A 22,998-nucleotide genomic window follows, 5' to 3' on the forward strand; every position below is an offset into this window, starting at 1 on the left:
AAACCAAAGGAGTGATAACATGGCCTACCGAACGAAAACATACATTGCGGGTGAATGGGATGGGGATCAAGATGCTATCAAGCAATTGCATAGCTGGAATGACAGTGAACATTTGAATTTATCGTTCACTGATGCACATGATTTAACCCAGGCCAGAGACAGCAGTTTAAATTGCAGCATAAAATCCTCCCTGGCAACACGATTAGATCATTCAAAAACCTTCGTTCTTATTGTCGGAAACAATACTAAAGATGCCAGAAGTGGTGGATGTCGATATTGTGACAGTTATAAGAGTTCGACTCAGAGTTGTGCCAGGGGGCATTCCGTTGATCACCGTAGTTACATCGAGTATGAATGTGAGAAAGCAGTAGAGGACAAACTGAATATCGTCGTTTTATACAATGCAGCTTACATTAGAAAATCTAAGTGTCCTGATTCATTGACAGGTATCGGTAAGCATGTCGCCATGCGTGACATCGTAAATGGAGCCTACCGCTGGGATTACCCGGCGGTAAAAGCAGCCTTAAGTTAATTACATCCATTTTATCTTCCCATCCTTCTTCATACAAACGGAACGAATACGTAACACCTTACATACGTATTCGTTCCGCTATATTCCCTGCTACTGCGCACTCTCTGCAAACGGCACTTTCACTTCCCGACTGACGGTGGTCGTTATCTCAGACTTATCGGTAAACGACGGCCAGTCGGAAGATTTGGTGATGAACTCCCAGGCGTAGTATGCCTTCCCCTGGTCCCGTATTTTCAACTGCAAAACACGCCAGCTCTCATCGTGACAATGGGACTTGCGGGCATAATCCTGTTCAGAGAAACAGGCCCGGATCATTTCACGGGAGGAAAACAGAATATCTTTGAAGGCGGCTTTGTAACTCCCGTCATCATTCAACTGCATAAAGTCGGCGTAATTTTCTTCACGCCCGCCGCCCGAATATCCCGTCGACCATTGCGACACCAGGGCCACCGCCTGCTGGCTTTTACTCAGGGGATATAACGCGGGATAGAGTGTGACACCGTTTGCAGACAGCTCATCATCACCCTCGTTCTTATCACTGTGACTGTGATGATACGGGCTAAAATCCCACGTTCCTTTCACGCGCCAGGTGCTGCCCGTTTTCTCAATCTTCATCAACTCGGGGGAGGAATTGATTAAATAGACGGTGTTCGCATCGGCCTTGCTCTTCCATAAGGTGGTTTCTTTCCCGGCGTTACAGCGATCTTTTAAAGCGGCACACAAACTGTTGTACTGATCGCTGCCGCTTTTCACCGCCGTCAATGCCAGCGGCCTGATGGAAGGTGGCTCCTCAGCCGCCAGAAGGGATGCCGATGCCACGGCCAGAAACGGAACCCAAAACCTGATCATAGTGCTCTCAAATAATGATGGCGTATCAAGGGATTATGAAGAATACGCCAGGCGATGCAAAGCAGTAATCAACGCAGGCACGTCAGATGTCGATATAACGCAGTCGCCTGCGCGTGCGTGAGGGCGGCTCCAGGGCCGCCTTCGCTATTGCCGCACCAATGTCCGCACTGACGGTAATGCCCTGTACAAAAGGCCGATCGTGCATTAAATAAGGCAAGGCACCAAACGCAATGCGCCCCCGTGCACTCTCCGGCGACAGCAACGTGTAATCGTTGCCGACGTCAGGAATATCATCCCCACAGGACTGCAACTGGGCGCGCAACGTCGGAAATGGCAGGTCACGGGTCTTCAGCGGTTTTTGCCCGCGGGCATCAATAAAGACATCAAACACCCGCGTTTGCCCTTTAGCGGAAATCACGGTCTGGTTGTCATCTTCGTGCAGATGATAATCCTGCCCGAGGGCCTGGATGCTGATGATCCCGGCCTCGCGCAGCGCCAGCAGTCGACGGATCGATTGTGATGGAATGGCGGCATAATTATCGATAAACACACGGGCCAGACCACCGTTGAATCTTTTCGCGTCTTTGTCATTGAGAAAAGGGACGATTTCTTCAACGGCTTCGTGTAAGCGCAGCACGGTATAACGCCAGGCCACCGTGTGTTTTTCGCGCTTATTGCGCTCGACCTCATTAAGATTGGCGCAGGCCCAGTGAAAGGGGTCATGCTGATTCCGATCGGCGAACCAGGCTGCGGAAAAACCGTCGATGTCCAGCGTCCGCAGCGAGATATGTTGGCTCCAGGCCGGATCACTTTGTGCCATCTCCTCAACCATCAGCCCGAACACCCGGTCAAGCAGGCCGTCCGCTCCCTCCGCAATGGCGTTTTCGATGGCCTCTGGCGTGACGATGCTCAACGGTTCATAAGGGATCGGGCAATAAAAATCGGCCTCCGGCAGGATGCCTGTACGCGACATCAGCGTGATGTTTAGCCGCTCACTTCCCTTATTCAGTCTGAAGGTTATCTGTTCGTCATCGCCTTCTTTAAATGTCCCATGCTGAGCCACCACTGCCATTGCCGCATCAATGCCACTCAGCGACGTGCCCATAATGCCGACTTCACAGGGGGGAATACGGGCATCCATGAGCCCGGACCAGGGGCTGGGGAAAAAGGTACGGGTCGCCTTGCTGTCATCAGGCCAGACATGCCCTGTGGCAATCACCGCGAGATCAAACAGCACCGGGATGCGTTCACCCTGCGCCCAGATATGCACGCCCTGGGAGGTGGCTTCCAGATCGGTCACCTGGCACGCTTCGTGGATATCGACTTCAAAACCCTGGCGTTTAGCCTGAGCGACGATTTCCAGAAACTGGTGGCGGAAATATTCACCCAGCAGGATCCGCGGCAGGAACTGCCGCACATGCAGGGAAGAAGCCTCGACGCCATAACGGGCCAGATGGCTGTCACTCAGGGTGCGCAGCCACGCAATATAGGTGATAAAAACAGGCGGAATTTCAATACTGGCGATATTGGCCAGCATCATCCGCGAGTTATCTTCATCGCTGTAGGGCATGCCGACGCCCGCCTCAACCGCCTGTTCATAGACAGAGACAGACAGCGGTTGCGGATTGCCCAGCAGTGCATAAAACGTATAAATGCCTGTTGGCCCCGCCCCGATGATGGCTATCTTTTTCATTGCCGCTCCCGCCTTATTATTGTTGTTAAATCCAGCTATTTTCCGGGAATACCTCTTTTCTGAATGAACGCCATTCCCCCCCTTTCCTGAACAACGCTCATCAGCCGGTAGATCAAGTCTATATGACTATTTTCGTTGTGCGCGTGGTCAGTGCCATTACGGCACTGGCCAGGGTAAAGAGTGCGATAATCCAGCCCATGGTCCAGGGCGTGCCATCGCTAAACAGCGCCAGTAGCAGCGAGGAGATAATGCCGCTGCCGTACTGTAACGATCCCACCAGTGCCGATGCCGAACCCGCCATCTCCGGCGCAGCATCCAGCGCAGCAGCGGTCGATGTTGCCGCGATAATGCCGTTCATGGAGAAGAAAACGAATACCGCCGCGATAATCAGGCCTATCCCGCCCATGCCAGACCCGGTCGCCACCGCTAATAGCAGTGCGGCAAGTGCGGCAACGGAGGCGGCACACTTGAGCAGGGTTTCCAGCGGATAGCGATGTACCAGCCGTCGGTTCACCATGCTGACCGCCATTAATCCGACAATATTCACGGCAAACAGCCAGCCGTAATACGCGGGTTCAACACCAAAATACGAGATGTAAACAAAGGGTGAGCCGGTAATAAACGCATAGGCCGCAACATAATAAAACGTCACGCAGAGCGTGAAGCGCATAAAGTTGGCATGCGTCAGTAAGCAGTAATAATTGCGAAAGGCACCGAACAGGGAGGCTTTCACCCGTTTTGATTCAGGCAGAGTTTCAGGCAGCCAGCCGATTGCCAGCAGCATCACGGCACCGATTATCGCCAGCAGCCAGAAAATGGCATGCCAGGAGGCGATGTGAATCATCTGTCCCCCCAGCAGCGGCCCGGCTATCGGGGCAATAGCCATGACGATCATCAGCGTGGACATCATCTGCGCCGCACGGGTGCGGCTGTAGAGATCGCGGATCATCGCCCTGGCCAGCATCGGCCCGGTACAGGCACCCAGCGCCTGAAATACCCGCCAGAAGACGATATGCACGATATCAGTGGATAAGGCACAGCCCACCGACCCCATCACAAACAGCACCATACCGATGCACATCGGCAAACGCCGACCGAAGTGATCGCTGATCGGTCCCCAGATCAGTTGAGCTATACAAAACCCGATTAAGAAGCCGGTGATGGTCAGCTCCGCATCGCCCTGTAAATCCTTCGCCATCACGGGCATGGCGGGCAGATAAATATCGGTCGATAACGAGGTAATAGCCATTAGTGCACTGAGGATCAGTACAAAGGTAAAGCCGGTGGTTTTTGGGGTGGCTAACGGCGTATGCGCCTGAGAGTCAGTCATGACAATCCATCGGGACAGAAAGGGAGAACGGTAGAGTAGCGGTTTGCCATCAGAAGATAATGTCAGGTAATCAGGTCGTCGTTATGAGCTGAATTCATAAATGGCGATGGCGGAAAATCGCACATCAACGAATTTCCAATAAAATACGCCGTTGTTATGCTTGAGCATCAGTGATGACTTATGGATAAACTCAGGGATATGTAGGCCATATGAAAATCAATAATCCCCTCCTGCCCACTCTTCTCTCTTTATTACTGACTGGCTGCTGGTTGGGGGATCACTTCCCGCCGTATGAAGTCGGACAGGTTTCCAGAACGGACGCCGGATTCTGTTTCCAGATTAACAATGCCGGCGACTATTACGTACATTATCTTTCCATCAGAGACAGACATGCACCTGAAAGGTCGGGTTTCAACCGCAAGTTACCTGCTTTAAAAGTTGCTAATAATCAGCTATGCATCCCAGACACTTACTATCAATTTCCGGACTACGGTGAAATTAACGTGGATATATCATTACGGTCTCCCACCGAAAGAAGAATGATACGCCGCATCATTATATCTGAGTTCAGGATGATAAAGGGTGTACCGCATCCCTTCGCACCGAGGGATTATTCCGTGCTAACGGTTGACTATATCCGGGAGAGGGAAAAAACGGCGGCTGACCACACCGTTCTGCAAGCCGTTGGCCCGTTTTCTCAGGAACAGAAGATCGAACCCTGCAACGTATCCTGGTACCCGGCCACCGACCGTAGTGGCCGACCTGCCGTTACGGTCGGTCATCAGTGATGACTTATGGATAAACTCAGGGATATGTATGCCATATGAAAATCAATAATCCCATCCTGCCCACTCTTCTCTCTTTGTTACTGACTGGCTGCTGGTTGGGGGATCACTTCCCGCCGTATGAAGTCGGACAGGTTTCCAGAACGGACGCCGGATTCTGTTTCCAGATTAACAATGCCGGCGACTATTACGTACATTATCTTTCCATCAGAGACAGACATGCACCGCCGAGGTCTGGTTTTAACAGGGACTTCCCTGCCCTGGCTATCGCACACAATCAGCTATGCATCCCTGAGACTTACTATCAATTCCCGGAGTCCGGTGAGATAAACGTGGAGATCTCTTTACGTTCACCCACCGAAAGAAGGATGATGCGGCGTATTATTGTTTCTGAATTCAGGATGATAAAAGGTGTACCGCATCCCTTCGCACCGCGGGATTATTCCGTGCTAACGGTTGACTATATCCGGGAGAGTGAAAACAACGACGGCTGACCAGGCCCCTGATGAATCCCCACAAAAATGAGTGGCTGATCATTCGGCTTCAGGTCTGAGGCCAGTTTGAGCACGCCGGATCGGCAACTGCCGCATCCATGCGGGCCTCGGCACGCGACGTCCTGTCGCGTGACGTCCGGCTTACCTCAAACTGGCCCCATCCCCGCAGCACCGTTGCTCGCTGTTAGTTTTAAAACTGCCACAACATGGCGATCTCTGCGGTGTATTTGGGTGAGGACATCTCACCTTAGTGGGACGTAAAATGCCGCTCAATACTGTCCAGCATATTGCTGGCACTGTAATAATCCAGACGGAACGTATCCGGGCCCATCGCATAGACCCGCTCAGCCGTTACCGGCTCCAGATGCTCAAGGAAGGGATTGGCCCGTACGCGCCCCACCGTCTCGTCATCTGCTGAGAACAGCAACATACTCTTCCCGGTGAGACCGGCCGCCATATTCTCACCTGACAGCTGAATAATATCGTTACGCTTACCCATGCTGGTGCCGCCCTGCACGTCCGCGGGTGGCATCGCCAGCGTAAAGCCCAGTTCAGACAGCAGCTTGCCCTGCGCTGATGCCAGGGTCCACAAATTCACACCGCGGCCATCTTCATAATAAACCAGCGCGGAAACCGGCTGGGGTGGCAGCGTGATCGCCTGCTTCACCGCCTGAACCCGTTGCTCAAAACGGTCAATCACAGTGCTGGCGTCTTTCTCATGCCCGGTGATCTCCCCTAACTGCACAGCCAGCTGTTGCCAGCTTTTATCACCGTAGTCGATCACCAGCGTCGGGGCGATAGCCGACAGCTGATCGTAGAGCTTTAACGCTGAATCACCGCCCGTGGCGGCAATCACAATCAGGTCCGGCGCCGCAGCGGCAATCGCCTCGGCGTTCGGTTCAGAAATGTAGAGGGGTTTCAGATGGGCCTGCTTCGCCACTGCACTCCATTGTTTAAAAAAACCCTGGTCATCCGACACCGTGCTGTTACGACTGGTGCCGCCGGAACCGACCAGCGGCGCATTGATTGCCAGCAGCGTTCCGGTAATGGTCACGCTGGTGGAGACAATACGTTCCGGGGCCTTAGTCAGAGTCAGTGGCCCTTTAGGGGTTTGCAGCGTACGCGGCCAGCCCTGCTGTGCGCCTGTTGGCGCAACAGCTGCGGCCGCAGCCGGTGGCGAGGAGGCGGGTTGCGACTCTGAATACTGAGTTGAACAGCTGCGGACGGATACAACAAAGATCAGTGCGGCAGCCACCAGCAGTGCACACAGCACCGGGAAGGAGAACAGTTTTTTCATCTTAGCCATTTCATTGAAAATGAGTCTTATTATCATACATTTAATGGCGGGGAATTTAAATCGCTTATGACAATGGAGAAGAGGCGGGAAAAAATGGCTTACGCTAAAAAGGCCGGGCAAGCCCGGCCTGAGTAAAAATTTACACTTTCATCCAACGCCCTTCGGCGGCAGAGAGGGCGATCGCCTCCAGCACTTTCGATACCTGCAAGCCTTCAGCAAAGTCTGGCCACATACGGTCATCGGCGGCAATCCCGTTAATCAGATCGCGCACTTCCACCGTTTTCTGATCGTTAAAGCCAATACCGTGCCCGGCAGAAATACAGAACGCCGCATAATCCGGGTGCGCCGGGCCAGTCAGAATGGTTTTAAAGCCCTGGCGACCGGCCGGGTCATCATGGATATACAGCTCCAGCTCCGCCATGCGCTCCTGGGTATAACGGATACTGCCTTTGGTGCCGGTCACCACGTAGGTCAGGCCCATTTTGCTGCCGCAGGCGATACGCGAGGTTTCAATCACGCCGTGCGCGCCGTTAGCAAAACGCAGCAATGCGCTGGCCTGATCTTCGTTTTCCACATCGCGCAGCTGGGACAGATTTTTCGGGTCCGGGCGCTGCTTGATGACCGTCATCATATCGCCGCTAACCTCATCAATGTTGCCCACCAGATAGTGCGCCATGTTGACAATATGCGCGGCCAGGTCGCCCAGTGCACCGAGGCCCGCCAGTGCTTTCTGACAATGCCAGTCCAGCGGGGTGTTCGGATTCGCCAGGTAATCTTCATTGTGCGTGCCGTAGAAGTGCACCACCTCGCCGATTTCGCCACGGGCAATAATCTCTTTCGCCAGCTGGCTGGTCGGGTTTTTCATATAGTTGAAGCCCACCAGCGTTTTAACCCCGGCTTTTTCGGCTGCACGCACCATCTCTTCAGCATCGGCGACATCCAGCGCAAGGGGTTTTTCGGAGTAGACGTGTTTGCCGTGGCGAATGGCTTCCAGCGCCATCTCTTTATGCAGGAAATTAGGGGCACAGATATCAACAACGTCGATATTTTCATCCGCGACCAGTTCACGCCAGTCTCCGGTTGAACGATTGAAGCCGAGCGTGGCTGCCTGCGCGCTGGCCAGTTCCGGGTTCACTTCCGCCAGCATCTCACGAACCAATTCCCCTTTCAGGTTGAACACGGTCGGCGCCTGAGAGTAGGCAATCGCGTGGCAGCGTCCGATATAACCGGTACCGATCAGGCCAATTCTGACTTTTTTCATGATAAATCCTTAGATGTAGGCAACAGAAAATGGAACAAAAATTCAATATTGATGAAATGTATATTTCGCAACACTGTGATTCAACGTCAAAATGAAACAAACGTGATCGCCCTGGCGAAAATGAATGTAACGCCGCTGCAAGTCCCACCGCATCCTGCAACGCAATACGCAAAAGCACGATTTTTGAGGTAAAAATCACACACCTCCCTTCAGTATGCTGCTTTATTCAGCAGTTGAACCCAAAGCGTGAAAACAGCCTTTGACATCCCCTGCCCTGCTGGATATCATGCGCCCCGTTCCAACAATTCCTCTGTAGTTCAGTCGGTAGAACGGCGGACTGTTAATCCGTATGTCACTGGTTCGAGTCCAGTCAGAGGAGCCAAATTTAAGAAGCCCGCTCAGGGGAACCTGAGCGGGCGTTTTGTTTTTAATGGTTTAGTGCCGCCGGATGACAGGCAGTGGGGAAATGTGTGAAGGGAACGTTCTCAAAGGCCGTCAGCGATGCCGAAATCCTTCCGTTCAATGGCGCAGGATTTCGGCACAGGGATCAGTCCGAATGGTGTCAGACCTTAAGCAGCTTCACCGTACTGTCGATGTCGATCTCATCTTCCGAGAAGATCAGGGTTGTTCCCTGGAAAGTGGTGATCGCCAGTTTTTTCACCGTGCGCATTTCACCCGGCTGAGTGGCTGATTTTGGCCGGATGCTGTTCATCAGTATGCCCACAGACAACACCGTATTTTCTTTATCAATGCGGGTTTCCGCAGGGACTTCTTCGCTGTACACCAGGTAAGACTTGATCGAGGTGAGCTTCAGGCGCTCCCCCGCGATATAGATGTAGGCGCTTTCTGGGATCACTTTCACATCATACGCTGACAGCCCTTTGCTGTTGGTGGTGGGCTCGAAAGTCACCGCCGCATCTTTCTTAATCAGCTCAGGATTGGCGATTTTAATCACATGGACATAACGGTTATCGCCGTTTTGATCTTTGATAAATCCAAAGCCTTTATCTTTAAACCAGGTTGTGATCGTGCCGTTCATCGCCATTGTCGCCTACTTAATCGTTAATCTACTCAATTTTCAGCGCGCAGTGTAAAACACAATGCCTGCGCAGACTATGCCTTTGCGGTAAGTCTGGACGATAAATTGCGGGTACGCGAGGAACGGCAGGCAGGTGACGGCGGATAAGAGGCAAAGTGGGACGTGGAATGTGAGTGAACCCGGAGCGGTTGGAGAGTATGATGAACTTCCGCTCACCTCTTTCCTTCTTCTCCCCGCGATCATGAAAATCGCTCATGTTGCTGTGAAATTATATCACTTCCCCTCACCCAGTGACTCTGGCATAAAATATGCACTATAGAATGTGTGCAGGCGGCTGAATGTTGGAACCTGAAAGAAAATTGCAGCTTCATGAAAAGTGCAAAAAGTAAGCTCAGGTTTGTAGCGGAAATTAGGATACCAGATTACGATGAATAATAACTTTGCGTTTACCATAAAAAAAATCTGTTTCGATGAGAATTATAATCCATCCGAAAATACGCGTATCACAACCAACTTTGCTAATCTGGCCAGAGGTTCAAAACGCCAGGAAAACCTGCGCAACGCCTTAGTGATGATGAACAATCGCTTTAATTCCCTGGCGCATGGGGATAATCCCAAAGGGGATCGTTACGCTGTCGAACTGGAAATCATCTCCGTTGAGATGAATATTGCTGTCGAAGGCAATAACGATAGCTTCCCGGTGATTGAGATTTTAAAAACCAATATTATTGATAAGAAAACAGATGAACGCATTGAAGGTATCGTAGGAAATAACTTTTCCTCTTACGTACGCGATTATGATTTCAGTGTGGTATTGCCAGCCCATAATAAAAACCAACCCGAATTTAGCATCCCCGCTAACTTTGGCGACCTGCATGGCAATATCTTTAAACGCTTTGTGGATTCAGATATCTACAAATAAAACTTCTCCAAAGCGCCGGTGATTTGCCTGAGCGTCTCAAGCAAGAACACCTATCATCAGACGGGTTATCAGCATCCTGCTTTGGGCATCGAATACCAGCAGAATGAACTGTCCCTGACCGATCACTATTTCAATAAAATGGGCTTACAGGCGCGCTATTTCATGCCGGCAAACAGTGTTGCGCCGTTAGCTTTTTATTTCGTAGGGGATCTGGTGAATGATTACACCGATCTGGAGCTTATCGCCACCATCAGTACGATGGAGACGTTCCAGAAGATCTACCGACCAGAGATTTACAATGCCAATTCTGCAGCAGGAAAGCATTATCAACCCAACCTGACGCAGCGGGACCATTCATTAACGCTCATTACTTACGATCGCGAAGAACGTAGCCAGCTGGCTGTTGAACAAGGAAAGTTCACTGAAGAGAAGTTCATCAAACCATATCAAACTCTTCTTGAACAATGGTCTGCTGATCCCGTTCTTTGATTAAACAAATACAAGGTTTCTATTATGAAAAAGTTATTGCCCACGTCCACGGCTGGCAGCTTACCTAAGCCTTCATGGATTGCACAACCTGAGCAACTCTGGTCCCCGTGGAAATTGCAGGATCAGTAATTAGCCGACGGCAAAAAAGATGCGCTGCGTTTGTGCCTGGACGATCAACAGCAGGCCGGTATTGATATCGTCAGCGACGGTGAGCAAACACGCCAGCATTTTGTTACCACGTTTATTGAGCACCTTGAGGGTGTTGATTTTGAGAAACGTGAGATCGTTAAAATTCGCGATCGCTATGATGCAAGTGTGCCCACCGTTGTCGGCCCTGTCAGCCGCAAGAAGTCGGTGTTTGTGGAAGACGCTAAGTTTTTACGTCAGCAAACCGATAAGCCGATCAAATGGGCCTTACCTGGCCCGATGACCATGATCGATACGCTGTATGATAACCACTATAAAAGCCGCGAAAAACTCGCCTGGGAATTTGCCAAAATTCTCAACGAAGAAGCCAAAGAGTTAGAGGCTGTCGGCGTTGATATTATCCAGTTTGATGAGCCGGCATTTAATGTTTTCTTCGATGAAGTGAATGACTGGGGTATTGCCACCCTGGAACGCGCTATCGAAGGGCTTAAATGTGAAACCGCTGTCCATATTTGCTACGGCTACGGCATCAAAGCCAATACCGACTGGAAAAAGACGCTGGGCACCGAGTGGCGACAATACGAACAGATTTTCCCGAAACTGCAAAAATCTAATATCGATATTATCTCACTCGAATGTATGAACTCGCATGTTCCTATGGAGCTGATGGAACTCATTCGCGGTAAGAAAGTGATGGTTGGTGCCATTGATGTGGCAACCAATAACATTGAGACGCCAGAAGAAGTTGCCGCGACGCTGCGCAAAGCCCTGCAGTATGTTGATGCCGACAAGCTCTATCCTTGCACCAACTGCGGCATGATCCCGTTACCGCGTGGCGTTGCACGCGGCAAGCTGGATGCATTAAGTGCAGGCGCAGAAATCGTGCGTAAAGAACTGCTGGCGAAATAACGGCGTCAGGCCGTCGATCATTTGAAACAACGCAGTCCGGATTGAGCAATCTGAACAATCCGGACTGTGCTCTCCCCCCCAGCGCCTCCCTGCACTTCCCTGTTTGATTTCTCCTTCTGTTCGATTATGGGATATATTGAAGGCACTCTCGTTAAATGCTCCCTTTAGAACAGGTAATATCGGCAATGGCTCTGATCCCTAAAAACTATGCGCGGCTGGAAAGCGGCTACCGTGAGAAAGCACTCAAAATCTATCCGTGGGTCTGTGGCCGCTGCGCGCGCGAGTTCGTTTATTCCAACCTGCGCGAATTAACGGTTCACCATATGGATCACGATCACACCAATAACCCGGAAGATGGCAGTAACTGGGAGTTGTTGTGCCTGTATTGCCATGACCACGAACACTCGAAGTACACCGAAGCTGACCAGTACGGTACCACCGTTGTGGCAGGAGAAGATGCGCAAAAAGACGTGGGTGCCGCCACCTACAATCCTTTTGCGGATTTACAGTCGATGCTGAAGAACAAGAAATAACAGCAGACCGGTTAGCTTTTGGAACTCTACGGACTGCCAGCATATTCAATGTGAACGGGCAGCCCGATCATTTCACCGGATGAAAAATGATAATGAATATCACTATCCGATCAGCGCGAGTTTCTGATGTAGAGCGTATTTTCGACGTCAGAACCTCGGTTATTGAAAACCATCTGAGTCGTGAAGAAATGCGCCAGATGGGGATCACTGAAAGCCTGGTGGCCGATATGATTCAGAACAGCCCTTGCGCCTGGGTTGCGGTTGAAAGCGAAAAAATCATCGGTTTCTCTATGATTTTGCCGGATGAAGGCTGCCTGTTTGCGGCATTTGTTCTCCCGGAATATGAAGGCAAGGGAGCGGGACGCAGACTGGTGATGGCCGCTGAGCAGGAATTATTTAAACACCATGATATCGCCTGGCTGGAAACCGATAAGAACAGCCGTGCTGCGAACGTTTACCTGCATCTCGGCTGGGGCAATAAAACGGATATTAATGACACTGATATCCGTTTAGAAAAGGCCAGAGGATAACGCTCTGTCAGTTAAGGATACGCATTGCGCCGGGAGACTTGCCTGTTACACGCTTAAAAGCCCGGCTGAAAGCGGCCTGTGAGGAGTAGCCCAGCCGCTGGGATACCAGGTCGACGGTGATTTTTTCTGACGATAACCAGCGGACAGCGAGGTGCATCCGTACTTCCGTGGCATACCGCAACGGTGGAATACCGATGGTGGTCTGAAACCTTTCGGCGAAGGCGGAGCGGGATATATGCGATTCAGCGGCGAGTTCTGCCACGCTCCAGTCGCGGCCCGGTTCGCGGTGAATCGCCAGGATGGCCCGAGCCAGACGCGGATCGCGCAGTGCTGCAGCGAGCCCCTGGCTGGTGCCGCAACCGCCTTCCACCCACCCTCTGATAAACATCGCCGCAACCACATCGGCCAGCCGGGCGAGAATGCCGGCATAGCCCACGCGCCCGGAACATATCTCACGCTTCATCGCATCCAGGATATGCATCAGTCCCGGCCAGTTAGCCCCCTTCGCATCAGCACGCATAACCTCAGGCATCACGCCTGCCAGTCGTTGCATGCTTCCCAAATCAATTTCCATGCAGCCAAAGAACAGCACGGCACCTGGCGTTTCCTGGGTGCTGGGACAGGTATCAATGCCACTCACGTTTTCATCCAGGGGTACCGTTTCAAAATCATCGATATCCATCACGTCAGCGGCTGTTGCCGACATGAGCTGGTGCTCTCCGCCGTGAGGAATAAACAGGGCTTCCCCGGCTGAAAGCGAGAAACAATCGCCGTTTGCAGTCTGAAGCACCGCATCCCCCACCGCGACATAGTGCAGGTAAGCATGGCCGGGGCGGCTGGCGAAATTCAATCCAAACGTATTGCCCGTTTGAATACGCTGATACCGCACACCGTTAAGTCGCAGACCAGAAAGCAGTTCACTGATGAGTTCAGATGAGAGGGCAAAAGGTGAAGTCATGACCATATTCGGGTTTTCGGGTAATAAAGGAGGTTTTTAGAGCATAGCTCATCCAGCCACACCTGAATAGACTTCATCCTTTAACCCCTTTACCTGGAAACTCAGTCATGACCAATGAAGTCTCTATCAGGCAGCACAAAGCCGTATTAACCACCGATGAGCCAATCCGGCCTGCCTGGCGGGCGGTGTTTTCGTTAACCATGGGTGTTTTTGGCCTACTCACCGCTGAATACCTGCCGGCCAGTTTATTAACCCCGATGGCTCAGGATTTTGGTGTGTCCGAATCTCTTGCCGGACAGGCCGTCACGGCGACGGCGGTCATTGCGTTATTTGCCGGATTACTGGTCCCGCGATTTACGCGTGCGTTTGACAAGCGCGCCGTACTGTTGAGCTTCACTGCGTTGATGGTCTTTTCAAACCTGCTCGTGGCGCTCTCTTCAGGCATTGTCATGCTGCTGGCAATGCGCGTCTTGCTGGGTATCGCACTGGGTGGATTCTGGAGCATGGCCGCGGCGGTAGCGATGCGCCTGGTGCCAGAAAGGCTGGTGCCGCGCGCCCTGTCGATCATTTTTAGTGGTATCGCGGTAGGTACGGTGGTTGCCGTGCCGCTGGGAAGCTATCTGGGGGGGATTTGGGGCTGGCGTAGCGCCTTTATTGCCGCTGCCGCAGTGGGTGTCGTCACTTTGCTTTTCCAGTATTTCACGCTGCCCGGAATGCCACCGCTGATTCGGAGTAAAACGGCATCGGTATGTTCCCTGCTGCGACGGCCTGGTGTTAGCGTGGGTATGATGGGGTGCGTGCTGGCACACACCGGCCAGTACGCGCTATTTACCTATATACGGCCTGCGCTGGAAGGTCTCGCACAGGTGAATGCCGAAGGGCTGGCGTTACTGTTGCTCGGATTTGGACTGGCTAACTTTTGCGGGACGCTGTCGGCGGGATGGCTGATGGAACGCAGCTTGCGTTTGACGCTCATCATGATGCCCGCTCTGGTGGGTGCAGCCGCACTGGGCATGATCATCATGCCACTATCGATAGTGGGTCTCACGATGCTGGTGATGCTGTGGGGCCTGGCATTTGGCGGCGTACCGGTGGCGTGGTCAAACTGGGTCGCACGGACGCTTCCAGATGAAGCAGAGAGTGCGGGAGGTATGGTGGTCGCCGCCGTTCAATCCTCCATTGCTGCCGGTGCGGCCATCGGTGGCCTGATATATGGCATCAACGGCGTGACGGGGGTATTTATCACGGCGGCATGCATCATGTTCAGTGCCGCGCTGATTATTGCCTTCCGGGTCAGAGTCTCTTCATCACCGACAGAAACACAAAGCAGGACATTTCACTGACACGTTAACCACGCCGGGGACATCGCCTCCGTTCAGCTAGCGGAGCAGCCCACAAGCCGTTATCAATGCGGAAAATCACAGACATCTTTTAATGTAATGGGTAAAAGCAGAAGAGGCGGGTTCTGCTTTTACCCTTGTAACAACGGAATCTATACGGTCAGTATCACACTTCCTGTTGTGCGTCCGGCTTCGAGGTCAGCGTGTGCTTTCGCCGCCTGCGTCAGGGAATATTCCGCTCCGACGGGATTTTCCAGTCCATTCTGCAGGGCCGCCATGAGGTCGCTGGCCCCCTGTCTGTAGAGATCGGCGTCGTCAGCATAGGCAATGGAACTTGGCCGCATCAGTGCGATTGAGCGGGCGAAGCCAAGATCCTCTACACGCACCGGTGGAATAGGCCCGGCAGGCTGACCCAGGCTTGCGACGATGCCAAAAGGACGCACCACGCCGAGCGTTGCAGCAAGCATGTTTCCTCCAATCCCATCAATGGCAAGATGCACTCCGCGACCCTCCGTCATTTCGCGCACGGTTTCCGCCCATGCCGCATCGGTGTGAAGCAGCACTTCAGCAGCCCCTGCATCCTGCACAATGTTCACTTTAGCAGCGGACCCCGTTGTCCCAATCACCCTGGCACCTTTCATGGTTGCCCAGCGGGTGACAATCTGGCCCAGACCGCCCGCGGCAGAATGAACCAGCAGCCAGTCACCCGCTTTAACCTCCCTTACCTTGTGAAGCAACATATGTGCGGTAAGCCCCCTCAGCATCGAGCTTCCGGCGGTCCGAATCGTTACCCCATCGGGTATTTTAATGAGCCGACTGGCAGGAATATTCCTGAGTGCTGTATAGGCTCCCATCGGGTTCCCGGTATAAGCAACGCGGTCGCCGGGGGTAAATGCGCGAACGTTATGCCCCACGGCCGTTACCACCCCGCCCCCTTCAAACCCGGGCACTGTCGGGGAAGAGGACAAAGGGTAAAGCCCTGAACGGAAGTAAATATCCACAAAGTTGACGCCGATCACCTCATGCTGAATCTGAACTTCATCGGGGCCCGGTTCATTCAGCGTCATTTCAATGGCTTTAAGGACGTCGGGACCGCCCGGCTGACTGATAACGATGGCTACTGACATATGCTGTCCTCACTGTTTACGTGAGAAAAATTATAAAGTCGTTTATGTCAGGAAAAATACGGGTATAAAAGAACCATGTATGTGTAAAAATGCACAAGGAAAGAGTGAATGGACTGGCAGGATTTACATTACTTTCTTGCTCTGGCCCGCTGGGGTTCCATGTCCGCTGCGGCAAAAGAGCTTCACGTTGACCATGCCACCGTAAGCCGCCGCATCGCCGCCCTCGAAACGTCGCTCGGCCTTCGTCTTACTGAGCGGTTGCCCCGGCGTACCGCGCTGACGGAACAAGGCAAAGTCATCGCCTCTTTGGCTGATGAAATGAACAGGATTGCCGACCGGGTGGGTATACAGGCGAAGTCGCTGTCCGCTGCGCCAGCGGCGGCTGTCAGGATCAGCGCATCCCCGGCGGTGGCTGCACAGTTGATTGCACCGGCCGTGGCTGAGTTTACGCTGCGTCACCCGACTATCTCACTCTCATTATCAGGCGTATCCCATCATGTTCAACTGAACAAAGGCGAGGCTGATATCGCGGTCCGTCTGACAAGGCCGGATGATCCCGATTTGCTGACGCGCCGGATCGGGACGATGCGTTTCGGTCTGTATGCTTCACCTTGCTGGCTGGATAAGCCGCCCGACAGTTGGGTATTCATTGCCTACGAGAACTCGCTGGATCATGTGACGCAGCAGCAATGGCTGGAATCCCTGCTGGAGGGAAGGCGGATTATATTCAGGGCCAGCGACCTGATGGCACAGCAGCAGGCTGCAAGGAGTGGGCTGGGCGTGGTGACGTTACCCTGCTTTATGGGGGACAATGACAGCTCGCTGATAAAACTGCCTGTCAGTTCGCGCCCACCAGGCAGGAGCATGTGGCTGGTTGCCTATCCAGAGTACAGACGCGATCCCTTCGCGGTGATGGTCATGGAATTTCTGGCTGATGTTATTGGCAAGGCCTGTCCGCCTGACAGAACGCCCTGAAAAGGGTGAGCCTGTCTTTTCATTAAACCCGCCCTGATATCTTTTTATCAGGCAGTCAGCTCATGGCTATCGGCAAGCAGCTCGTGTATTTCGTGGGCAGAGACCGAACCATTTCTTTCCGTCGTGATGCCGAAGTACTGCATAGCCCGGCAGATTACTCCAGAGATATTCTGGCTCAGACTAAAAATGTTCCCGCGCGTAATTGAATAATGCATCTCGTTTCATCATCAATACCTATCATTATCTGGTTTATATTTTACGCTGATAAATATAATACCGCGCTCGTGCTTATTTTAGCCCCCCGCATTCTATTTAAGGCTAATCCGAAAGCACGGGAGCGGATCCCCTTTCGAGATGGGGGGCACAGAGGTGTCCGGCACCTTTTGCATAACAGTATGCGCGGCATGGAATCTGCCGGAAATGAATAAAACAGCCAGCGTTTACTCCTTTACTGAAGTCCCGATCGCCTGTCGTATCTCACGCACGTTGCGCACAGGCGGTGCGCCGAATTGCCGCAGGTATTCACGGCTAAACTGTGAAGCACTTTCATAACCGACGGCAAACGCCACATCAGAGGCGCGATGCTCGCCGGCAAGCAAAAGCTGGCGAGCTTCCTGCAATCTAAGCTGTTTCTGATACTGGATGGGACTGAGGCCAGTCATCGACAAAAAATGACGATGCAGGCTCGCCCGACTCATGCCGCTGACATCGCACAACGCTTCGATGCGAAGCCGGGTATTGTAATTATCCCGGATCCAGGCGACGGCTCGCCGGATACTACTCAGCGCACCTTCGGGTTGGGCAATCTGACGTAGCAGTCGCCCCTGGGGGCCCTGCAGGAGACGATAAAGCAATTCCCGTTCGAGCATAGGCCCAAGAACCGGAATATCATCAGGGGTGTCGAGCAATGACAGCAAGCGGAGTAACGTATCGCGGAGCGAGGCAGTCATCGGGTTTATCATAATGCCGCCCCCCTTTTGTTCACGCTCGCGAACCGGCGGTATCGCCGCCGCTAATTCCGCCAGTATGGCCGGATCCAGCACCAGCGAAATCGCAACGTAGGGTTGCCCCCCTTCATCATCAAAAATTTGTCCGATCAAAGGCAGATCAAGGGCACTGATAAGATATTTTTCGCTGTCGTAGCTCAGAAGATTGTCGTTAATTGCAACGTGCTTCGAGCCTTGCAGAATGAAGCAGATCATCGAGCGATAAAGGCAGGGTGTCTTGTCTGTCGAACCTTGTCCTACACAGATGTCTACACGGGGGATCCGTGTGATAGTCAATCCCGGTGGCGCATGCCTCAGGGCGATATCAAGATGGGGTGCAAGAGAGTCATTCATGGATTGACTATACCCATGATCCAAAAGCGCGCAAAGCGATTGATACAATCAGGCAAGATATTGAGCTTATCAGGCGTGGGTTACACGTCGTTCATTGCCTAACATGGGCAGGTCAAGCACGCATCGAAGGGTGCGCCTAATCACCTACATGAGACAGCCCATGAATAACAAAATTGCAATGATCACGGGTGCCAGCCGTGGCCTCGGCCGCAACATGGCTCTTCACCTCGCTAAGCGCGGCGTCCACATCATCGGCACCTATCGTAGCGGCGCTGCAGAAGCCCAGGCGCTGAAACAAGAGATAGAAGCACTGGGTGACAAAGCCGCTATGCTGCCGCTGGACATCACCGATACCTCCAGTTATCAGGCTTTTTCAAACGTCGTGACGGAGACGCTCAGGGCTGACTTCGGTCGCGAACGCTTCGATTTTCTCGTTAACAATGCCGGTAACGGCCTCTTTGCGAACTTTGTGGATGCGACCGAGGACCAGTTTACTTCACTGGTCAACACGCACCTTCAGGGGCCAATTTTTCTGACTCAGAAACTGTTACCGCTGGTAGAAAACGGCGGTCGCATCCTGAACGTTTCGTCCGGCTTCGTCCGCTTTACTTTGCCGGGATACAGTATTTATGCGGCGGTGAAGGCCGCAGTAGAGGTTCTGACCCGTTACATGGCCGTCGAGCTTGGTGCTCGCCAAATTCGGGTAAATGCCATTGCCCCTGGGGCCATCGCGACCGATTTTGGCGGTGGTGCGGTCCGCGACAATGAGGAGGTAAACGCCTGGGTTGCTCAGGGGATCACGCTGGGCCGTGTCGGTTTACCGGACGATGTGGGTGGAGCGGTAGCCGCTATCCTGTCTGATGACATGGCATGGGCTAACGGGACGACTTTTGACATTTCTGGCGGCCAGCTGCTGTAAACCCAAACGCATTCATTTCATCCCTCCGGAGAGCATCTTGCTGAGCGTTCTGAAGGTTCATTCAGAACGCTCAGCGCAACAGGCATAGCATCCCTGTTTTGCATTGTGTATCTGGATATAACTAATCAGTGGATCGGCAAAAAAAAGGCCGATAAGATTTTCAGAAAATTGTCCCTCACAGATATCTGCCCGTCTTAAAAAGTGATTTTCATCATAGGCCCGCAATGACAGCACTCTGGTTTTCATCACTTCAGGTAATTCATTGAGGTAAATGCCTTGTTGGTTACATCCCTCCCATATATAGATGGCATGAGTGCCGAAATAAGGTGTCTCTGCAGGCTGATAGATGTGGTTGATCAGAAGCGCGGTTTCGCCAGCAGGGATATCACGCAACGAGATTCTGTCGGGATAGCCGGGATAGCTCACTACCGTTTGTCTGATGGCACCGTATCTTTTTAGATAGGTATCGCTCTGTCCAAAAAGATGGGTAAACTGCTCGGCTCTCAGGCCAGAAATTCGGTATTTCATCATGCCTCCTGTGGTTTTCAGCATGACATTAGCGGGTATTGGCAGGAGGAACTCGCTGTTATCGGTCAGGGAAATTATCACTTAGCTTTAACCGAGGCGCGGACATCCCCTTCTTACCGTCCCTGCCCTACGCTTTCACTCATCAATGATGTCACTCAAATTTTTGGGTGACATCATTGTGAGCGACTGGCACAGGCCCAACGACAGACTTTTCGGAAGCCATCATGGACAAGAAAGCAAAGAACATACTGTTCAAAACATATTGGAGCAGCAGCGGCTGGCTCTCTGAACAAAAGACCGCCCCCGACGACTTCGCTTATGCCAAATCCCAGGGGATGATGTTCGATCCGGTCAACGTGACCCACGACGAATGTCTGGAGAAGGTCCTGGCGATGGCGAAACGGATGTCGCCAACCAAAGCGGCACACGCCTTTCTGGCCAGTCTGTCGGCAAAAAGACTCGACTGGCGGTCAGGCATCGCCTCATACAACCTCGCCCGTCAAATGGTTCCACATCAATACGCGCCGGTTATCAGCGGGCAAAGTTTTCGGCCGGACGGTTCCATAGAGAGCACGAGCCATACCTGCAGCGTTTGCCGGGATGTCGTACCCGGCCTCACGATTGGCGCTGAGCGCTATGAGAATGAGGATCTCAACGTCCTTAATTTCGAACGCATTAAGTGGGGCGGCGTCCGTCACGGTCAGCTGATCTATACGTGGTTTGATCTGCAAGAGTTGGAACGCGCCGATATTCCAGAGCCGACGGAGGAGGACATCGTGATCCTCCAGAGCATCCTCTCGACCATCGAATCAAGCCAACCAACCGACCATGCCGGTGCGCTAGAAAAGCGACTGGCTGCCGCCGTTAAATCGTCGAAGGACGAGCGACGAACAATCATCGACATCCTTGCCCACCTGGACGTGCTCAGGCCAGCATCCTTTGAACGCCCGATTCACGGCAAGAGCGACTGGTCAGCGGCGGCCGCAGCATGGCGTGGCGAGGACAAATATGACAGGGAGGCTGTTCGCCTCTACTTTGGGGAATGGTTGTATCGCTGATTCAGGCTCTGTCGCGTTAACGGATGAACGATGAAAATCGGGGTCGTCTGCGTTTTAGACGACCAGCAGATAACAGGAGCCCTTAGCTTTCAAGTGCAGCCCGGATAGCGGCTTCCATTTTCTCGGGGGGGGTGAACGGGGCAAAACGCTTCAGCGGTTTGCCGTCGCGTCCGATCAGGAACTTAGTGAAGTTCCATTTGATCCGCCCACCCAGCACGCCGGGCAAGGCGTCTTTCAGGTAACGAAACACCGGGTGCGTAGCGTTTCCGTTGACCTCCACTTTCCCGAACATCGGGAAGCTCACGCCGTAGTTGATGTGACAGGTCTGCGCGATATCGTCGGCACCGCCGGGTTCCTGCTTACCGAACTGGTTGCAGGGGAAACCCAGCACCACCAGCCCCTGTGCAGCATACTTCTTGTAGAGCGCCTCAAGGCCTGCGTATTGTGGCGTGAAGCCGCAATGGCTGGCGGTATTCACCACCACCACCAGCTTGCCAGCGTAGTCGGCCATCGGGATGAGCTCGCCACCCAGACTGGTGGCGGTAAGTTGGTGAAAGGCGGTCATATCGGGATCCTCAGATCGTCTCTTGTTCAGGCTGACGTGAATTAAAAACGTGCCGGCTAAATATCAGCCAGATGAAAAGAGCACAGAGCGCAATGCCTGCCAAAATCATATAGGCGAAGCTCCATGACGTATGGCTTACGATGACGCCAGCCAACGCCGGACTGAATGAGGCACCCAGCCCCTGGAGCAACATAACCAGCCCAAGCGCTGCGTTGATATGTCCTGATCCATTAAACAATGAGGCGATAAGTCCGGGTACGGCCACGCCCAAAATTCCCGCACCGACACCGTCTAACGCCTGGACTGGAAAGATAACAAATTCATTGCCCCAGAAAGACGCAATCGCGGCACGAACAGGTAATACGATCAACGCAATGACGATAAGCCTGGCATAGCCATACTGTGCGGCATATCTTGCCGTGAGCAATGCAACGGGGATCATCACCGCCTGAGAAATCGCGACCGTCAGGGCAGCATAGGTGCCAGGCGTAAACAGGGAACCCGAGGGAGAGGAGGCGACCTGCATGCTTAACATCGGCAGTTGTGCCGCATTGGCCAGGTGGAAGAGGAGCAGTGTCACCCCCGTTACCGCCAGTTCAGGTCGCTTTAGTAACGCCAGAACAGAGACAGAAACCGTCGGACCTTCGTGTTTTTCCACCCCTCTCGCGACATCATGGTCAATATCGTTTTTATTAATCGCTAATGTACACATCACGGCGCATACCGCCATCGTGGTCATCAGTAAAAACACGGAACCCGTGCCCCACACCCAGCAGGTTATCGCTGCCAGCACCGCCACCGCCATATTACCGCTATGGTTGAAGGCTTCATTTCGGCCCATCTGCGACAAAAAACCTTTCTGACCGGCGATGCCTAAGGTGATGCCGGCAATGGCTGGCGCGACGATAGCGGCCGCGATACCGGTAATGATTTGCGATAAAATCACCACGACGGAAGTCGGAAAATACCAGAGGGCAAGCGCGCTCAATGTGATGAGCAGGGATGAAGTGATAATTAACAGACGTTTGTAACGTGTGGCATCGACAATCATCCCTGAGGGGAACGTGGCTAACAATCCGGCCAGCCCCCCCACCGTCATCACCAGACCAATTTCTTCTGCCCGCCAGTGATGGGACACCAGAAATATACCTAAAAACGGCCCCAGCCCATCGCGGACATCCGCGATAAAAAAGTTGAGCAAACAGAGAACTTGCAGTGAACGTAATCTCATCAACATTCGCCCCAGAAAGAATCGTCATCACGAAAAAACCCGGCACGATGGCCCGGGTTAATTTGCCTGGCTTTTGATTGTTCAGTACTTGAAGAGCCTTGCTTTTTATACGCGTAAACCCGGCTCAAAAATAGTGCTCATCTCCTG

21 protein-coding genes, 1 tRNA gene and 3 pseudogenes are annotated in these 22,998 nt (G+C 52.8%); 12 read left to right on the forward strand and 13 right to left on the reverse strand.

The window, feature by feature from the left end:
* Positions 1-19 precede the first annotated feature (19 nt).
* Positions 20-532 (forward strand): TIR domain-containing protein, encoded by a 513-nt coding sequence (locus tag WH279_RS18775; RefSeq protein WP_200643342.1) that lies wholly within the window; start codon positions 20-22, stop codon positions 530-532.
* A 90-nt stretch (positions 533-622) separates the two neighbouring features.
* On the opposite strand, the gene WH279_RS18780 is transcribed toward WH279_RS18775, so the two are convergent.
* From WH279_RS18780 to WH279_RS18790, 3 genes are all read right to left on the reverse strand, one after another.
* Positions 623-1,381 carry a hypothetical protein gene (locus tag WH279_RS18780; RefSeq protein ID WP_200643343.1) on the reverse strand — a complete coding sequence of 253 codons (759 nt, stop codon included), beginning with the start codon at positions 1,379-1,381 and terminating at the stop codon, positions 623-625.
* 82 nt (positions 1,382-1,463) lie between these two features.
* On the reverse strand, positions 1,464-3,074 hold the full coding sequence (locus tag WH279_RS18785) for an FAD-NAD(P)-binding protein (protein ID WP_339458006.1): 1,611 nt from the start codon (positions 3,072-3,074) through the stop codon (positions 1,464-1,466).
* Positions 3,075-3,192: 118 nt separating this feature from the next.
* Positions 3,193-4,404, reverse strand: a complete 1,212-nt coding sequence (locus WH279_RS18790) for a multidrug effflux MFS transporter (RefSeq protein ID WP_339458007.1) — start codon at positions 4,402-4,404, stop codon at positions 3,193-3,195.
* Between the two features lie 209 nt (positions 4,405-4,613).
* Here WH279_RS18790 and WH279_RS18795 point away from each other — a divergent pair, with 209 nt between their 5' ends.
* Both WH279_RS18795 and WH279_RS18800 read left to right on the forward strand, forming a co-directional pair.
* Positions 4,614-5,192, forward strand: a complete 579-nt coding sequence (locus WH279_RS18795; RefSeq protein WP_339458008.1) for a putative T6SS immunity periplasmic lipoprotein — start codon at positions 4,614-4,616, stop codon at positions 5,190-5,192.
* A 35-nt stretch (positions 5,193-5,227) separates the two neighbouring features.
* Positions 5,228-5,683, forward strand: a complete 456-nt coding sequence (locus tag WH279_RS18800; RefSeq protein WP_339458009.1) for a putative T6SS immunity periplasmic lipoprotein — start codon at positions 5,228-5,230, stop codon at positions 5,681-5,683.
* A 247-nt stretch (positions 5,684-5,930) separates the two neighbouring features.
* Here WH279_RS18800 and fepB read toward each other — a convergent pair whose 3' ends face one another.
* Together fepB and WH279_RS18810 are read right to left on the reverse strand one after the other, a co-directional pair.
* On the reverse strand, positions 5,931-6,980 hold the full coding sequence (gene fepB / locus WH279_RS18805) for a Fe2+-enterobactin ABC transporter substrate-binding protein (protein WP_339484940.1): 1,050 nt from the start codon (positions 6,978-6,980) through the stop codon (positions 5,931-5,933).
* Positions 6,981-7,119: 139 nt separating this feature from the next.
* Entirely contained in the window at positions 7,120-8,241 is a 1,122-nt protein-coding gene (locus WH279_RS18810) for a Gfo/Idh/MocA family protein (protein ID WP_133841626.1), read from the reverse strand.
* A 306-nt stretch (positions 8,242-8,547) separates the two neighbouring features.
* On the opposite strand from WH279_RS18810, the gene WH279_RS18815 reads away from it, so the two are divergent.
* Positions 8,548-8,623: transfer RNA gene (locus tag WH279_RS18815), tRNA-Asn, on the forward strand.
* Positions 8,624-8,803: 180 nt separating this feature from the next.
* Here WH279_RS18815 and WH279_RS18820 read toward each other — a convergent pair.
* Positions 8,804-9,286, reverse strand: a complete 483-nt coding sequence (locus tag WH279_RS18820; RefSeq protein ID WP_339458011.1) for a cold-shock protein — start codon at positions 9,284-9,286, stop codon at positions 8,804-8,806.
* Between the two features lie 421 nt (positions 9,287-9,707).
* On the opposite strand from WH279_RS18820, the pseudogene WH279_RS18825 reads away from it, so the two are divergent.
* The 4 genes and pseudogenes from WH279_RS18825 to WH279_RS18840 all read left to right on the forward strand — a co-directional run bounded on the left by WH279_RS18825 (position 9,708) and on the right by WH279_RS18840 (position 12,810).
* Positions 9,708-10,691 (forward strand): annotated as a pseudogene (locus tag WH279_RS18825) (DUF1852 domain-containing protein).
* Between the two features lie 24 nt (positions 10,692-10,715).
* Positions 10,716-11,747, forward strand: a pseudogene (locus tag WH279_RS18830) (methionine synthase).
* A gap of 185 nt (positions 11,748-11,932) precedes the next feature.
* On the forward strand, positions 11,933-12,280 hold the full coding sequence (gene yajD / locus WH279_RS18835; RefSeq protein WP_339458012.1) for an HNH nuclease YajD: 348 nt from the start codon (positions 11,933-11,935) through the stop codon (positions 12,278-12,280).
* Positions 12,281-12,372: 92 nt separating this feature from the next.
* On the forward strand, positions 12,373-12,810 hold the full coding sequence (locus tag WH279_RS18840; protein WP_167863690.1) for a GNAT family N-acetyltransferase: 438 nt from the start codon (positions 12,373-12,375) through the stop codon (positions 12,808-12,810).
* 7 nt (positions 12,811-12,817) lie between these two features.
* On the opposite strand, the gene WH279_RS18845 is transcribed toward WH279_RS18840, so the two are convergent.
* Positions 12,818-13,768, reverse strand: a complete 951-nt coding sequence (locus tag WH279_RS18845) for an AraC family transcriptional regulator (protein WP_339458013.1) — start codon at positions 13,766-13,768, stop codon at positions 12,818-12,820.
* Positions 13,769-13,875: 107 nt separating this feature from the next.
* Between WH279_RS18845 and WH279_RS18850 the strand changes: the two genes are divergently transcribed.
* A complete protein-coding gene (locus tag WH279_RS18850; RefSeq protein ID WP_339458014.1) occupies positions 13,876-15,111 on the forward strand; it encodes an MFS transporter in 1,236 nt (411 codons plus the stop codon).
* Between the two features lie 149 nt (positions 15,112-15,260).
* Here the strand turns inward: WH279_RS18850 and WH279_RS18855 are convergent, their stop codons facing one another.
* Positions 15,261-16,235, reverse strand: coding sequence for a quinone oxidoreductase family protein (locus WH279_RS18855; protein WP_339458015.1), 975 nt, complete (start codon positions 16,233-16,235; stop codon positions 15,261-15,263).
* A gap of 108 nt (positions 16,236-16,343) precedes the next feature.
* On the opposite strand from WH279_RS18855, the gene WH279_RS18860 reads away from it, so the two are divergent.
* Positions 16,344-17,210, forward strand: a complete 867-nt coding sequence (locus tag WH279_RS18860; protein WP_339458016.1) for a LysR family transcriptional regulator — start codon at positions 16,344-16,346, stop codon at positions 17,208-17,210.
* Between the two features lie 99 nt (positions 17,211-17,309).
* On the opposite strand, the pseudogene WH279_RS18865 reads toward WH279_RS18860, so the two are convergent.
* Together WH279_RS18865 and WH279_RS18870 are read right to left on the reverse strand one after the other, a co-directional pair.
* Positions 17,310-17,435 (reverse strand): annotated as a pseudogene (locus tag WH279_RS18865) (MmcQ/YjbR family DNA-binding protein); the annotation flags it as partial.
* Positions 17,436-17,650: 215 nt separating this feature from the next.
* Positions 17,651-18,550, reverse strand: coding sequence for an AraC family transcriptional regulator (locus WH279_RS18870; protein WP_339458017.1), 900 nt, complete (start codon positions 18,548-18,550; stop codon positions 17,651-17,653).
* Between the two features lie 160 nt (positions 18,551-18,710).
* Between WH279_RS18870 and WH279_RS18875 the strand changes: the two genes are divergently transcribed.
* Complete coding sequence (locus WH279_RS18875; protein ID WP_339458018.1) at positions 18,711-19,469, forward strand: SDR family NAD(P)-dependent oxidoreductase; 759 nt, start codon at positions 18,711-18,713, stop codon at positions 19,467-19,469.
* A 57-nt stretch (positions 19,470-19,526) separates the two neighbouring features.
* On the opposite strand, the gene WH279_RS18880 is transcribed toward WH279_RS18875, so the two are convergent.
* The gene (locus WH279_RS18880) at positions 19,527-19,997 is read right to left on the reverse strand and encodes a DUF1203 domain-containing protein (RefSeq protein ID WP_339458019.1); all 471 of its coding nucleotides are present in this window, start codon (positions 19,995-19,997) and stop codon (positions 19,527-19,529) included.
* 224 nt (positions 19,998-20,221) lie between these two features.
* Here WH279_RS18880 and WH279_RS18885 point away from each other — a divergent pair, with 224 nt between their 5' ends.
* Positions 20,222-21,055 carry a hypothetical protein gene (locus WH279_RS18885; protein WP_133841614.1) on the forward strand — a complete coding sequence of 278 codons (834 nt, stop codon included), beginning with the start codon at positions 20,222-20,224 and terminating at the stop codon, positions 21,053-21,055.
* 82 nt (positions 21,056-21,137) lie between these two features.
* Here the strand turns inward: WH279_RS18885 and WH279_RS18890 are convergent, their stop codons facing one another.
* Both WH279_RS18890 and WH279_RS18895 read right to left on the reverse strand, forming a co-directional pair.
* The gene (locus tag WH279_RS18890) at positions 21,138-21,620 is read right to left on the reverse strand and encodes a glutathione peroxidase (RefSeq protein ID WP_339458020.1); all 483 of its coding nucleotides are present in this window, start codon (positions 21,618-21,620) and stop codon (positions 21,138-21,140) included.
* A gap of 10 nt (positions 21,621-21,630) precedes the next feature.
* Entirely contained in the window at positions 21,631-22,851 is a 1,221-nt protein-coding gene (locus tag WH279_RS18895) for an MFS transporter (protein ID WP_200643357.1), read from the reverse strand.
* Positions 22,852-22,998: the final 147 nt, after the last annotated feature.

This window comes from Erwinia sp. MYb375 (assembly GCF_037479175.1).
In the GTDB taxonomy this organism is placed as follows: domain Bacteria; phylum Pseudomonadota; class Gammaproteobacteria; order Enterobacterales; family Enterobacteriaceae; genus Erwinia; species Erwinia rhapontici.